This is a genomic window from Cryomorphaceae bacterium 1068 (assembly GCA_027214385.1).
Classification (GTDB): Bacteria; Bacteroidota; Bacteroidia; order Flavobacteriales_D; family Cryomorphaceae; genus JAKVAV01.
This window is the reverse complement of record JAPVXR010000012.1, coordinates 25,897-40,491: the sequence shown is the minus strand read 5'-3', so window position 1 is coordinate 40,491 and position 14,595 is coordinate 25,897. Positions and strand designations below refer to the sequence as shown.

Genomic DNA, 14,595 nt, shown 5'->3' with positions numbered 1-14,595 from the left:
AAAATGAGAATACATCAATTATCTATTCTTTTCATTCTACTGCTCCTGTTGGTGGGATGTTCCATCAGCCAAAAACCCATTGATTATGGCGAAGCCGCGTGCCACTATTGCAGTATGACCATTGTGGACAAGCAGCACGCTGCGCAAATAGTAACTGACAAGGGAAAGGTGTTCAACTACGACGCCATCGAGTGCATGATGAATCAAATGAACGAGGCAGATGCGCCAACGGTTGCCCTATTTTTGGCCAACGATTATTCCAATCCAGGCGAATTGATGGATGCAACTAATGCTACTTATTTGATTAGCGAAGGAATTCCCAGTCCGATGGGGGCTTTCCTCACAGGGTTCAGTTCTGAGGCGGAAGCTAGCGCTGCGCATGCCTCCCATGGCGGAGAGTTATACGATTGGGAAGGACTGAAGGAAAAATTTAAAGAGTAAGGTCATATTCGGGCTTTCGTTCAAAGAGTTGACTGTATAAATTGAGAGAAATTAGATGAGGGCGATAAAGCAGGTTAGTTTAGGTTTTATTGCGCTCACAACCTTTCTTTTCATGGTTGTAAAACCAGCAAGTGGGGCTATCGTAAAGGTATGTCCCACTTGTGTTTTACAAAGTATCCAGTCGGGAATATATGCAGCATCTCCCCATGATACTGTCTGGATAGAAAAAGCCACCTACCAAGAGTATAATATCAAGGTAGATCGTCCAATCACCATCAAGGGCGATCGCTACCCCGTGATTGACGGGGAAGACCAAGGTGAGATCATCACCATCTATTCCGACAGCGTCACCCTAGATGGCCTATTCATTATAAACGTTGGTACCAGCTACACCACCGATTACGCAGCCATACGGGTAGTAAAAAGTAAGTACTTCACCATTCAAAATGTAGTGTTAGAAAAACTCTTCTTTGGGATTTACCTCGAGAAATCGAGCTACGGAAAGGTTTACCACAATAAAATCATCGGTGATGCGGTAGATGAGTACAATTCGGGAAACGGCATTCAGCTTTGGTACTCCAATAACATCGAGGTAGATCAAAACCACGTGCAAGGAGCTCGCGATGGAATTTACCTTGAGTTTTCTGATACCATCAGCATTACCAATAACACCTCCACCAAAAACATCAGGTACGGTCTCCATTTTATGTTTTCCGATGATGATATTTACGAGAACAATACCTTCGAAGACAACGGAGCGGGGGTTGCGGTCATGTTTTCAAAGCGGATAAAAATGCTCAACAATACCTTTCGGTTGAATTGGGGAACGGCCAGCTACGGCATGCTCCTTAAGGAAATAAACGATGCAGAAATCATCGGCAACACCTTTGAAGAAAACACCATCGGTATCAATATCGAAGGGTCGAACAGGATCAATTACGAGCGCAATAATTTCATCGGAAACGGCTGGGCGGTGAAGGTGGTTGGCGCCTGCTATGAAAATAAGTTCAGGCAGAACAATTTTCTTTATAACAGCTTCGATGTATCCTATAACAGCAATTTGAACGACAACGAATTCGATGGGAACTATTGGAGCAGCTACACGGGCTACGACTTGAATAAGGATAAGGTGGGCGATGTGCCCTATCGGCCTGTTAAGCTCTTTTCGTACATCGTAAATCGTACACCAGAGACCATCGTGCTGTTGCGAAGTTTGTTCATGGAAATAATTGACTTTTCAGAAAAGGTAAGCCCTGTGTTTACTCCCGATAACCTTGTGGATACCAATCCTATGATGCGCCGAATAGAATGATAGAAGTAAAGAATTTAAGCAAGCGATTTGGGAAGAATAAGGTTTTGATTGACCTAAATCTCGACATCCGCAAACCTGGGATTTTTGCAGTACTTGGCCCAAATGGTTCAGGAAAAACCACCTTGATCAAGTCTATACTTGGTATGAATATTCCCGATAAGGGAAGCATCTCGCTCAATGGAGAACAGATTCGCAAGAAGTGGAAGTATCGCGAAGAAATTCAATACCTCCCACAGATTGCGACCTTTCCGGGGAATTTGCGTCTGATTGAGCTGATAAGAATGATCAAGGATATGCGCAGCTCCGAGAGCCAAGAGGAAGAACTAATCGAGCTTTTCAGCTTAAAGCCCTTTTTGCGAAAGCAGCTTTCTACCCTTTCGGGAGGAACCAAACAGAAGGTAAATGTAGTGCTGGCTTTTATGATTGACGCTCCTATTGTCATTCTCGACGAACCCACCACAGGTTTGGACCCACAGGCCATGATACACCTTCGTGGACTGATCCGAAAAGCCAAAGAGGAAGGAAAAACCATCTTGATTACTTCGCACATTATGCAATTCGTTGAGGAAGTAGCCGATGAAATTATCTACTTGCTTGAAGGAAAAATTTACTTTAAAGGAAGCCTGAGTGAGCTTCGCGAAAAATCAGGTCAAGATGATTTAGAACATGCCATTGCTTCCATAACTTCAGTTAAGAGCTATGCTTAAAATTCTTAAATACAGTTTTTACGACTTGGTGCGTAGTCTTTGGAGCTTGGTGTATCTCGTCTTCTATATGGTTTTGGGATTCGTTCTTCTTTTTCTCAATAACGACCTTTCGAAAGCGGTGATCACTCTAATGAATGTCATTGTAATTTTGGTGCCCCTCATCGCCACAATTTTTGGGATCATGTATTATTACAACTCAAGGGAGTTCACGCAATTATTGCTCGCCCAACCCGTAAAGCGCTCCTCCATTTTTATGGGTCAGTACTTGGGAGTAGCCTGCTCGTTGAGCCTAAGTTTAGTTATTGGCCTAGGTATTCCATTCGTCCTTTATGGCCTATTTGTGAGCGACGCGATTTACGATTTCCTTCTCCTGTTGGTAGTAGGGAGTTTTCTTACGCTCATTTTCACGGCTTTCTCTTTCAATATTGCGTTATCAAACGAAAACAAGATTAAGGGTTTTGGCTATGCTGTTTTGATGTGGCTCTTCTTCGCAGTGATCTATGATGGAGCTTTTTTGATGTCGCTTATCATTTTTGAGGAGTATCCTTTAGATACTTTTTCATTGGCTGCCACGCTGTTTAATCCCATCGACCTTTCGCGCACCCTTATCCTACTCAAGCTTGATATATCCGCTTTGCTGGGCTACACAGGTGCCGTATTCAAGGATTTTTTTGGCACCAGCCTTGGATTGTTCTTATCCATTTTTACCCTTATCACTTGGACGATTGCCCTTGTCGCCAGGATTGTCTTCAAATCGGGGAAAAAGGATTTTTAGTTGAACGAAGATTAGTCTTCCTTCAAATAGAAAGCCCCGCTGGAAAATAAGTCTCCCAATCCCTCAATCTTCGTTTCGTCCAATACTTTATTTAGATCATCGCGGATATGGGCAAATTTATCGTGCAGAGCGCAAGGATAAGCAGTATTGCACTCTTCGAAACCAAGAATGCATTTTCTAGTGATTTTGGGCCCGTCAATTGCCATAATCACATCTCCCAGTCGAATATCTCCTTTTTTCAATTTGCTGAACCCTCCCGAAGGCCCGCGCATCGAGAGCAGCAATTCTTTTTTAGCGAGCTGCTGGAGCACTTTTGAGGTAAACGAGGGAGGCGAATCAATAGCCTCAGCTATTTCTTTTAAACTGGCCCAAGTAGTAACCGAATAATCCCTGTGCCAAATATATACCATAGCTTTTATGGCATACTCGCAAGTTTTTGAAAACAATACGTAAATCGATTAGTGAATGATAAAGGTATAAAAGGAGTTTGATATCCGCTTTTTGTGAATGACTAATCTATTAAAGAACTCTTAAGTGCAAAAGGTTTACAAAAAGTATTGTATTGTAAATTTGATTGGTGCTAGGCAATCCCTACAGCAATTCAATAGAGTCATATTTGTAAACTATAAATCCACCAAGTGAAGTAGGGATTTAAAGTTTGATTTCTGACATAAGTTGCTAGTTGTTGAGTCGAAGATAATAACCGAAATAAACCCAAAATCCATGACCTATGATGGGTTCGAATACGGTGCCAACACGATAGTCCAAGCCAAGCTCAAAGGAATTTTTGTTTTTTGCCAGATAGCCCAGTGCGGGAATTGCCCTGAATTCATTCACAAATCCTGCTTGAAAGCGCGCCAGGTATTCTAAATTCGACTTAAAATAAAGCTCATTCGGATCGATCTGAGTTCCCGACAAAGGCACTTCAAGACCTATTCGGTAGCGCAGCCTGAATTCGAAAGCCTCATCGGGATCCCAGGTCTGATCGGAGCTGAATCGGTGCGCGATCCGCACTTTATTCAGGGGTTGGGTAATAGAAATCTGCTGGATCAATCGGTGAATCACCCTCTCCGATTCGAGTCGAAAAAGGTAGCCCGCTCCCACTCTTGTGTTCGCGGAAAGCTTCTTAGCGAGTATCCCCGCGATGTCTTGCCTCTCGAATCGATAGTCATTCCCTCTTAGCTCACCGTTGAGAGTGCCTCTGCTTAGAATATGTCGATTCTCCAGCTTGACGTTCAGACTGAAATCATTTTTCAATTTGGCATTGGTGTTAAACACCGGAAGCAAACCAAAACGGTACACATCTTGACCAATTCCTTGAAAGGAGAAAATGGCAGCAAAGGCTATGAGAAGAGTTTTTTTCAATAGATGAGAATATCACTTGAATTCTCCACTATTCGGGACTTTCTCAGCAAATTGCCACTGCTATCGAACAGCAGTTCAAAGTAGCTTTTGGATTTATCCGTCTCTCCTTTGATCACAATCTCGTAATTCTCTTCAACTCCTTCCTGCCTTTCGTTTCGATCGATGGAAGAAATCACCAAAGAAGACTCCCCTACCCACTGAAGTTGAACTTTCTTGATGGCCCATTTGATGAACTCCGCGTTAAGAGATTCTTTGATTGCTTTTCTGGTCATCTTCGGAATGTCTCGTTCACCAATCCGTATTTCGACGTCTTGCAATTCGCCCTGGATCGAAAACTCAATGCTGTAGCTCCGCTTCTGCACCTTGAATTTAGCCTCGACACTTTCTGAATCCGCGGCTTCTTCTCGATACCAATTCACTTTTGTTTTCGGCGAGAGTGACTCGATCTCGTTGATAAACTCCAGCGCCTTCTGCGGAACTTCTTCCTTCTTGATTTTGTATTCGCGTTCGACCTTATCCTGACCGATGGCCTGATTTGATAAAATCAACAGCAAAGAGAGCAAACAAAATCGTATCGAAATCCTTTTCATACTCCAAAGCTTGTAGGAAATTCGAAATTACTCGTTTCGATCCGAATACAGCTATTTTGAAAAGAAAACCATAGTACCTTTGCGCCATGCTTCAATTCAAGAAGGTAGCCTTTTACACGTTGGGCTGTAAGCTCAATTTTTCGGAGACCAGCACCATCGCACGTCAGTTGCAAGATGCAGGCTATGGACGGGTCGCGTTCGAAGACAATCCTGACGTGTTTGTCATCAATACGTGTTCGGTGACGGATAATGCCGACAAGAAATGTCGGTCGGTAGTGAGAAAAGCACTGCGAATCAATCCTGAAGCGGTGGTGATCGTAATCGGCTGCTATGCCCAATTGAAGCCTACCGAGATAGCAGAAATCCCCGGTGTCAACTTGGTTTTGGGTGCCGAGGAGAAATTCAATGTAGCGGAATATTTGGAGCGCGAAGACATTGCCGAGAAAGGACAAACAGCTGCCCGAGCGATTAAGCACACAAAAGAATTCATTCCCGGATTTTCATCCAATGACCGCACGCGGACTTTCCTGAAAGTTCAAGATGGCTGCAATTATTTTTGCGCCTTCTGTACCATACCGCTGGCGCGAGGCAGATCGAGAAGTGCTTCTATTGAGGAGACTTTGAAAGTGGCCAGAGAAGCAGCGGCGGCTGGTGCCAAAGAAGTGGTGCTGACTGGAGTCAATATTGGTGATTACGGAAACGGAACAGAAGAAAGCTTCCTAGACCTCATCCGAGAATTGGAAAAGGTGGAGGGAATCGAGCGCTATCGGATCTCGAGTATTGAGCCCAACTTGCTCAATGACGAAATCATTGAATTCGTAGCAGCGAGTAAGAAATTTGTTCCCCATTTCCACATTCCTCTTCAGTCTGGATCTGACAGAATACTGCAGGCCATGCGCCGCCGATACCGCAGCGACCTTTACCGAGAGCGCGTAGAAAAGATCAAGGCGCTTATGCCCGATGCGTGCATTGGCGTTGATGTGATTACGGGATTCCCTGGTGAAACAGATGAAGAGTTTCTAGTCACTTACGACTTCCTCAAAGACTTGCCCGTTAGCTACCTTCACGCTTTTACCTATTCGGAAAGGGCAAATACAACCGCTGTCAGACTAGAAGAAGTGGTGCCCAAGGCTATTCGCTACGAGCGCACCAAAATGCTCCGCGTGCTGAGTCACAAAAAGAAAAAGGCTTTTTATCAAGAACAGCTGGGAACGACCAGTCAAGTGCTCTTCGAAGCAGAGGAAGAAGGGGGCATGATGAATGGATTTACCGAGAATTACGTCAAAGTGAAGATCCCATTTGACGAAAGTTTTATTAATACGGTACGAACTGTTTCTCTGACGGAAATCGACCGCGATGGATTAATGAAAGTCGAACTTCTAAATGAGCCGATACATGCTTAAAGAAATTCTGGATCAAGTCATCGAGATCAGCATTGAGACGGGGAAATTTCTGAAAGACGAGCGCCAAAGCATCAAGACTTCCGAGGTTGAAATGAAAAGCGGGAAGAACGATCTCGTGTCCCGCGCCGACAAAGAAGCTGAACGACGATTCGTGGATTATCTCCGCAAAGTACTGCCCGAAGCAGGCTACATCGCCGAAGAAGGAACGGGCGAGCGTGGTGAAGACTACAACTGGATTATCGACCCATTGGATGGTACTACCAATTACCTTTTTGGTATTCCCTGCTATTGCACGAGTGTGGCCCTTTGGAAGAACGGCGAGATTCTCCTCGGAGTTATTTACGACCCTGAGCGCGACGAGTGTTTCAGCGCCGCAAAAGGTTTGGGAGCTTTTCTCAACGGGGAGCCAATCAAGGTTTCCGATCAAAACGATATTCAGCTGACTTTGCTGGCAACGGGATTTCCATACGACAGCAAAGGTCGGCAAATGGAATACCTGAAAATTTTGGCAGAGGTCAATGCTAATTCTCGCGGCATCAGAAGACTCGGAGCAGCGGCGGTAGACATGGCCTACGTGGCTTGCGGCCGATTTGATGGTTTTTACGAGTACGGTCTCAATGCTTGGGACGTAGCAGCGGGAGCTATCATCATCGAAGAAGCAGGTGGGAAAGTCTCCGACTTTTACGGAAAGGATGACTATCTTTTTGGGAGTACCCTTGTTTGCGACAATGGACTGATTCACCAAGATTTGGTGGATATGGTGAAGGGGTGGTAACGCGAAGACTGCTCAAAATGGCCTCCTAGTGTTAATCGAGGTAAGAACGATTTCACTATTTAGCTTTGACTCACCCACATCGCCTTGCTCCAACGTTGCCCATAATAAAAAAAAGACTTCAGAAAGTTCCCGATACGGTAACTTTTATTATACCTTTGCGTTAAAGAAAGTAATGTGAAAATATTTTCGCGTGGAACCTTAAGGGATTTTTGGGAAAAACACGGAGACTGCGAACTTCAATTGAAGGCGTGGTATCGTGAAACCGAAAAATCCAATTGGGCTTCGATAAACGAACTGAAAAGCAATTATCCCAGCGCCAGTATTCTAAATGATAACCGAATTGTATTCAACATCAAAGGCAATGACTATCGAATGATTGTAAAATTCAATTTTGAATACAAACTGGCATGGATACGCTTCATTGGAACTCACGCTGATTATGATAAGATTAACGCAAACGAAATTTGATATGAACATCTCACCAATTAGAAACGAGAAAGATTATAAAAAGGCACTCGAGAGACTCGAAGTGATTTTTGATGCGAAGCGGGGAACAAAAGAAGGTGACGAACTGGAAATTTTGGCGATTCTAATCGACAACTACGAAAATGAGAATTTCCCTGTCGGAATGCCCGACCCGATTTCTGCCATCAATTTTCGAATGGAACAGATGGGATTGAAACAAAAGGACTTAGTAGAAATGATTGGTTTTAAAAGCCGAGTGAGCGAAATAATGAACAGAAAGCGCAAACTTACTTTGGACATGATTAGAAAGCTAAATACTCAGTTGCGCATACCTACGGAAGTTTTGATTCAGGATTATTGAAGAAAAAAAGAAAAAACACTAAGGGCAACATTTAGTAAAATGCATAAGCTCCTATCGTCGCTTACGACATCTCACTCTGAGCGATATGAGCAACATTTCCTATCGGTGACAATTTTAACTCTTATTGGCTCAGCGAGCACAGGGACTTATACCAAATATGGAAAAATCACTTCTGATACATGGTATGCATGTGGCCCTGTTGTAGATTTTAGAATAAACCCCTATATTTCTGTTAACTATATTCACCAGAAATGATGAAGAAAATCCTAACCTGCCTAGCACTATCGCTCCTATTTTGTATTCCCACACATTCGCAAACCGATCAAACCCTCGACTGGTTTACCTATATCGGGGGGCCATCTTTTTACCAAACTTTTTCGGGTTTTGAAAAGAAAGAAGGCGTGGCTTTTGGTGCAGATAATGAAGTATACATTGCTGGCAGAGAATCGAACGAAGAGCTGCTATTTGGCTCAGGCATAAATCAGGATTCAGTTTCAGGTGGAGTTGATGCGTTCTTAATTCGTTTTTCGGATGACGGACAATTCGCGTGGAGCAATTATTTCGGAGGTCCTCAGGATGATTTATTTGAAACTATGTGCAGTGCGAATGGAAAAATCATTATTTCCGGAACTACCCTGTCCGATGAAGGAATCGTTTTCGGCGATGCGCATCAAATAGAACGAGCAGGTGAAGAAGATTTATTTCTGGCCGCATTTAATCCCGACGGCACGTTGGAATGGAGCACCTACTTTGGAGGACTTGCAGCTGAGAGCAGTGCGGTAATCAAAAGTAGTCCTGATGGTTCTATCATTTTGGCAGGAAGAACTCTTTCATCCAATCTATCCACATCCGGGGCTTTCGATGAGACGTTTGATCCATCGCTTGGCGCAAATTCTTTTTTGGCTAAATTTTCCGGTGATGGCTCACTGTTGTGGTGCACTTACCTGCCGGCGAATACTGATGTCGAAGCTGTTGGTGCTTTGGTTGATTCGGAAGAATCTATCTCAACGGATGGAAACGGAAATATCTATATTGCCATAGACACGGATAGCGAAGAAGGGTTGGCTACCCAAGGAGCCTATCAGACCTCCGGATCTGGTAATAGCATCGTTCTGGCTAAATTCTCTCCCAACGGAAATTTAGTTTGGTCAACCTATGTTAGTGGAAGTTGGGATGAGTACCAGAGTATAATTACAGCCGATCCCGACGGAAATGTTTATCTCTCAGGAGTTACCGGTTCGTATTGGGGAATTGCTACGGAAGGAGCTCACCAAGGGGGGAATGAAAGTGTTGGAAATTATAGCGGTTTCCTTATGAAGTTTAGTCCTGATGGAGAGCGCCTATGGGGCACCTTTTATGGAGGAACATGGAGTCCAGCCGCGGATTATATAGAATGGATCGAAGGCGGAGTTTTGCTAAACTATAGGAGCTCAGCCTATGATGATAGTTTCAACAGTAACCCTTTTCAATTTGAATTGAATGGTTCTTCGGATGTTTTTATAACTAAATTTTCCTCTGAAGGCCAAGCGATTTGGATTACTGCCTTCGGTGGAGAAAATGTTGATTCTGCGGGAGGAATAGCGGTTAATGGAAATAATTTTGCTGTCTGTGGATCCACTCGAAGTGAGGAATTCTACGGTGATGAAAATAGCTGGCAGGAAGATATGAATGGTGGAAGCGATTTATATTTAGCCCAATTTGAAGACAACATGTCTTCAGGTCCCCCTGACTGTGCCAATCCATTTCCCGCCGTAGAAAATTCAAGCATTAATACAACCTTCGCAGGAACTAGCTATCTGCTGGAATGGGAAGCGGTGCCCTATCAAATTGGCTGTCAAGTAGACTTGCGTTTTGCGAATGGGAATCCACTTCTTAAAATACTTGTCGGCGATGTCCAATCCTATTTCTTATCCGGATCGGTTCTGGAATACGGCACGGACTACGCTTGGCGCGTGCGTTGTGGGTGTTCACAGTCGCCGATTGTGGCGGGGCCTTGGTCGGCGTGGCAACCGTTTACCACACCTGATGCTGCTGGTTTAGTAGCTTATCCCAATCCCACTGAAGGTTTCTCCCAAGTGACCTTTTCGGTGAAAGAACCGCAATATACCACTTTGGAAGTGTTGGATATGAATGGAAGAATAATCGAACGCCTCTTTGCAGGAAATACCAGCCCCGACGCCGAGTACCGATTTGATTTCGATGGATCGGGATTGCCGAATGGGGTTTATCTGTATCGGTTGACGACTGAGAAGGAAGTGGTCAATGAGAAAGTTATAATTGCACGTTGACTCGAATCAATTACACTAAGAAATTTGCAAAGGAAAGCAATAGACCAGCTATATTTTGCTGAAGCATTGTGGGTATTCTATCTTGGTTTTAAATTGAGACCATGAAACAGCTCTTGACCCTTCTTATCCCCGTCCTAATTTTTTCCTGCACCTCAGATGAAAAGGTGGAAAAAGTGGAAGAGAAGATTAAACTGGTGTCCCAACAAGGCGACTTGAAAACTTTTGACTGGTCGGCCTACTATTTCAAAAAAGGCAAAGACAAGCTCAACCCCGCCGAAGTAAGTTATGACGTCATCGGAAATGCCGAGCACCGAGTAGACGATACAACGCTTTGGGTTATGCCGCTCGACACTTCGCGCATTCTGATTGAAGTAGAAACAGGACTTGAAAAAAAAACTTATGGGCTCACGGCTTCTGTAAATCAACTGATTGATTCCTCTTGGCACCACGTCCCAAAAGGAGAAATGCCTTCACCTCTCGATAGCAAGAGTCTTGGCGCTTGGTCAAACTTCAGTCAATTTAGGTTTTGGGGACAATCAGTACCTGAGTTTTCTCATTACGACCATCTTACTTCAGAAATCGTGACGCCATCCATTTTTGACGGAAAGACTACCCTATTGAATTTTTGGTACTACGGCTGTAAGGCTTGCATGGAAGAGATACCTGCCTTGAATAGGCTTCGAGAAGAGTGGAAAGATGATGAATCCGTCCAACTTATTTCTTTGTGTTTAGATTCTGTTTTGGTACAAAACGACAGCATTTTTGTAATTCCCTTAAAAATGAAGAGCACGGAGAATATCAATGCCGTTTACCTCGATTTTTCGTTTCGCCAAATCGGCAATTCAAGGAATATAGCTGAAGCTTTTGCAGTACTGGCCTATCCCACCAATATTATAATCGACCGCAATGGCAAAGTTCAAAAAATTCAAGTCGGTGCTCAGCTCGGTGACAATAGAGAATTGGCCACAAATTTTTCTAATGCCATCAGGCGCATTCGTAGTCAAGAAAAACTCAATTTTGAGATCCAACCGGAAAGGGTGACGATACTCGATTAAGCAATGACTATCAATCTCAAACTCCTTGCTGAGTCTTATCTTCCTAAGATCATTTTAATTTTCCTATTAAGTCTTTGCTGGTCAATTGGATCGAAAGCACAACTCTTTGAGGAACTTATCGCGAATGGTGAAATACTCAGTCTGGACGAACGTTGGGATTTGGTCGATTCTGTGGGTCGAAATACCTTCCAGCTCGAACCGTATCAGCCTATCTATATCATGCTCGCTCGCTGGTCAAGCAGCCCTAATCAACAGCCTGTTGGGCAGAACGCGGAATTCAGTACTAGTGAGCCTATCGACTTGGATGTTGTAGAGTCAAAATTTCAAATCAGCTTTAAGACCAAGGTTGCACAAGGCCTATTCAACAACAAAGGAGATCTTTGGGTGGGATATACGCAGCTAGCAGCATGGCAAGTATACAATCGCGAGTTGTCGCGACCGTTTAGAGAACTCAACTACGAACCTGAAGTCATCTTTAATTACCCACTCGACTTTAATCTGTTCGGTTTTCGAGCAAAAATGGCGGGTGTGGCATTTAATCATGAATCAAACGGACAGAGCTTGCCGCTTTCCAGAAGTTGGAATAGGATTATTTTCCATTTCGCGATGGAAAAAGAAGGCTGGCAAGTGATGTTTCGACCGTGGTATGTGATCAAAGGAAAGGACGAGGATAACCCCGAAGCGGTAAATTACATTGGTCGAGCCGAGCTGACAGTAATCCATGCCATAGGCGACCATATGCTTTACGCAGTGGGAAAGCACCCTTTCAATCAGCTGAAGCGCGGGAGTCTTGAGTTAAACTATATTTTTCCCATCAGTGGGAATCTCCGAGGTCATTTGCAATTTTTCGCGGGATATGGCGAAACCATGATCGACTACCGAAATTACCAAAACACCTTCGGGATTGGCATCAGCCTGATTGATTGGTAAAGCAAAAGAGAGCCCTATCGAGCCCTCTCTTAGCAATAAACCATAAAACGCGAACGGCACATAGCAAACCGTTCTAAACCATATTATCTACGAACCGAAGACGGTTGCAGATTTCATTTTCTGTTTTTTAGTTCAAAAAAATGGCCTGCATGTATTGCAGGCCATTTGAATGAAATTGATCTAAATATTATTGGATCATCAGCTTAGCTGAATAAACCACATTCTCTCCGTTGATCGTCAAGAAGTAAATACCTGAACGTAGATCATTGTTCTCATACCTTACCACGCTTGATCCATTCGGACGAATGATTTGGCTATCTACTCGCTTACCAGTGATATCGGTAACCAGCAGTTGATATTGACTGCCATCCAAAGATGATACGTCAACGTTTACCATTCCTTCAGTCGGATTCGGATAAATACTCAAAGATTCAAATTCAAATTGATCGAACAAACCGAGTGTTCCTTGCGAGCAAACGAGCATTCGATCTACTTGACCACGCAGTTCTCCTCCCGGATTCTCAGCAGAGTGAATGTTTACATAAACCTCACCCTCTCTGAATGCCTCGGCTGCAGCAGCATCGAACGGCATTCCGTCCATGTCACTCCAGTATCCGAATGCTGAGTCAAAAGTTTCAGTCTGTCCGAAAAATGGACCCAAGTCGAATATAACGCCTCCATTTTGTCCAGCTGGTGCATTGTGAAAGTGCGCAACTGTCTGTGGACCTGTGAGATCATTGTATGCCATCATAAAGTGCACATTGGTTTGATCGCGGTCTATACTTACGATACCTGATCCATAAGCGTCAGTATCAACTGCGGGCACCTCTCGGTCTCCCGACAATTCGTAGGTGTACCCTTCCCGAATCAATTTGTAAACCTGTCCGCGTATCTCTCCCACAGGATTCAAATCAGTATGCACATTCAAGTAAATCTGACCCGACAAGAACTTGACAATATTTTCAGTTGTCAGCGCTTCTCCTGTTACAGAACCATTTATTCTATTGCCGTCGATGTCGTCAGTAATACCGATCAATACACCACCTGTTTCACCAAACGCACCTTCATGAAAGTGTGCACCCGTTAGTGGACCTGAAAGTCCTTCAAGCTGAATGTCATAGTACAACGTGTCAAAAGCGTATGTTAATCCTACCACTGCTATACCATTTGCCGCGGTTCCCATTGGAGCAGGAATTTCTTGGTCAACGGTTAGATAAGCGTCATGACTCAATCTCTCTTGGAGCATGAGTTGTCCGCGCACTTCCCCTCCAGGATTGGCCTCTGTATGTACGTTAATGTAAATCTCACCAGCGTTCATAGCTTCCAATAGGCCATCGAATTCAGTTGGATCAAAAGATCCTGAAATTACGTTTCCATCTATTCCATCCATCAAGTTTACTATGACCCCACCGTTTTCACCTACAGGTGCATTGTGAAGATGAGCCATTTGAATCGGTCCTGTCAAACCATCTACTACGACGTAGTAATTAACCTCATTTCCCTGCTTACTTAAGTTGAATGTCGCCAACCCGGTAGCTTCACTGCTTCCTGCAGGTACTTCTTGCGCTGCATCGAGCATCCCTGTATAGGCTTTATCCGTTTCGAGCAAAATCTGTCCACGGATCTCACCTGAAGGGTTAGCTTCAGTATGAATGTTGAAGTACAGCCCTTCATTGAACATGGCCTCCAATAATTCGGGTGTCAAAGCTTCACCTGTTAGTGTAGCTTTGATGGAATTCCCTTCAATATTATCGGTAAACCCTGCTAAAACACCACCGTTCATTCCGACCATACCCTCATGGATATGTGCTCCCGTGATCGAGCCGCTTAGTCCATTTGCGGTAATGGTCAAACACAAAGTGTCCATGGAAGAGTTTAAAAAGAAACTTCCTACCCCTTTAGCATCCGTTTCAACGGGTGGTACTTCTTGCGCACCCGAAAAGCGAGCGGAGAAGAGTAAATTGCCTGTAAGGTGATTTGCAAAAATGGTACCTGCCATCAAGGCAAGCGTGAATGTCATTACTAATAGTTTAATTTTTTTCATAATTCCTGTTTTGAGTGATTTGTAATACCAACGAGTGAAACAGGCCAGTGGATTTTAGAAAACGAAATTTCTTTTGAAGAACAA

Annotated in this window: 15 protein-coding genes; 11 read left to right on the top strand and 4 right to left on the bottom strand. The window is 43.9% G+C overall.

The genetic code is table 11. From position 1 onward, the window contains the following. The first annotated feature begins 3 nt into the window (after window positions 1-3). The 4 genes from O3Q51_13870 (at window position 4) to O3Q51_13855 (ending at window position 3,235) form a co-directional block, all read left to right on the top strand. Window positions 4-441, top strand: coding sequence for a nitrous oxide reductase accessory protein NosL (locus O3Q51_13870; GenBank protein ID MCZ4409904.1), 438 nt, complete (start codon window positions 4-6; stop codon window positions 439-441). A gap of 112 nt (window positions 442-553) precedes the next feature. After that, a complete protein-coding gene (locus tag O3Q51_13865) occupies window positions 554-1,753 on the top strand; it encodes a nitrous oxide reductase family maturation protein NosD (protein MCZ4409903.1) in 1,200 nt (399 codons plus the stop codon). Beyond that, entirely contained in the window at window positions 1,750-2,460 is a 711-nt protein-coding gene (locus O3Q51_13860; protein ID MCZ4409902.1) for an ABC transporter ATP-binding protein, read from the top strand. The genes O3Q51_13865 and O3Q51_13860 overlap by 4 nt, the downstream gene beginning before the upstream one ends. Beyond that, on the top strand, window positions 2,453-3,235 hold the full coding sequence (locus O3Q51_13855) for an ABC transporter permease (protein ID MCZ4409901.1): 783 nt from the start codon (window positions 2,453-2,455) through the stop codon (window positions 3,233-3,235). Before O3Q51_13860 ends, O3Q51_13855 begins: the two co-directional genes overlap by 8 nt. An 11-nt stretch (window positions 3,236-3,246) precedes the next feature. On the opposite strand, the gene O3Q51_13850 is transcribed toward O3Q51_13855, so the two are convergent. The 3 genes from O3Q51_13850 to O3Q51_13840 form a co-directional block, all read right to left on the bottom strand. Then, window positions 3,247-3,681, bottom strand: a complete 435-nt coding sequence (locus O3Q51_13850) for an Rrf2 family transcriptional regulator (protein MCZ4409900.1) — start codon at window positions 3,679-3,681, stop codon at window positions 3,247-3,249. Window positions 3,682-3,913: 232 nt separating this feature from the next. Beyond that, entirely contained in the window at window positions 3,914-4,600 is a 687-nt protein-coding gene (locus O3Q51_13845; protein ID MCZ4409899.1) for a DUF2490 domain-containing protein, read from the bottom strand. Next, complete coding sequence (locus O3Q51_13840; GenBank protein ID MCZ4409898.1) at window positions 4,597-5,190, bottom strand: hypothetical protein; 594 nt, start codon at window positions 5,188-5,190, stop codon at window positions 4,597-4,599. Before O3Q51_13840 ends, O3Q51_13845 begins: the two co-directional genes overlap by 4 nt. Before the next feature lie 86 nt (window positions 5,191-5,276). On the opposite strand from O3Q51_13840, the gene mtaB reads away from it, so the two are divergent. The 7 genes from mtaB to O3Q51_13805 all read left to right on the top strand — a co-directional run bounded on the left by mtaB (window position 5,277) and on the right by O3Q51_13805 (window position 12,467). Then, window positions 5,277-6,593 carry a tRNA (N(6)-L-threonylcarbamoyladenosine(37)-C(2))-methylthiotransferase MtaB gene (gene mtaB, locus O3Q51_13835; protein MCZ4409897.1) on the top strand — a complete coding sequence of 439 codons (1,317 nt, stop codon included), beginning with the start codon at window positions 5,277-5,279 and terminating at the stop codon, window positions 6,591-6,593. Continuing rightward, a complete protein-coding gene (locus O3Q51_13830; GenBank protein MCZ4409896.1) occupies window positions 6,586-7,368 on the top strand; it encodes an inositol monophosphatase family protein in 783 nt (260 codons plus the stop codon). Before mtaB ends, O3Q51_13830 begins: the two co-directional genes overlap by 8 nt. A gap of 174 nt (window positions 7,369-7,542) precedes the next feature. Beyond that, on the top strand, window positions 7,543-7,836 hold the full coding sequence (locus O3Q51_13825; protein MCZ4409895.1) for a type II toxin-antitoxin system HigB family toxin: 294 nt from the start codon (window positions 7,543-7,545) through the stop codon (window positions 7,834-7,836). A gap of 1 nt (window position 7,837) precedes the next feature. Next, the gene (locus O3Q51_13820) at window positions 7,838-8,194 is read left to right on the top strand and encodes a helix-turn-helix domain-containing protein (protein ID MCZ4409894.1); all 357 of its coding nucleotides are present in this window, start codon (window positions 7,838-7,840) and stop codon (window positions 8,192-8,194) included. Window positions 8,195-8,445: 251 nt separating this feature from the next. Next, on the top strand, window positions 8,446-10,482 hold the full coding sequence (locus O3Q51_13815) for a T9SS type A sorting domain-containing protein (GenBank protein MCZ4409893.1): 2,037 nt from the start codon (window positions 8,446-8,448) through the stop codon (window positions 10,480-10,482). Window positions 10,483-10,583: 101 nt separating this feature from the next. Beyond that, entirely contained in the window at window positions 10,584-11,537 is a 954-nt protein-coding gene (locus O3Q51_13810; protein MCZ4409892.1) for a TlpA disulfide reductase family protein, read from the top strand. 3 nt (window positions 11,538-11,540) lie between these two features. Continuing rightward, window positions 11,541-12,467, top strand: a complete 927-nt coding sequence (locus O3Q51_13805; protein ID MCZ4409891.1) for a phospholipase A — start codon at window positions 11,541-11,543, stop codon at window positions 12,465-12,467. Window positions 12,468-12,654: 187 nt separating this feature from the next. On the opposite strand, the gene O3Q51_13800 is transcribed toward O3Q51_13805, so the two are convergent. Further along, window positions 12,655-14,511 carry a CHRD domain-containing protein gene (locus tag O3Q51_13800; protein MCZ4409890.1) on the bottom strand — a complete coding sequence of 619 codons (1,857 nt, stop codon included), beginning with the start codon at window positions 14,509-14,511 and terminating at the stop codon, window positions 12,655-12,657. Window positions 14,512-14,595: the final 84 nt, after the last annotated feature.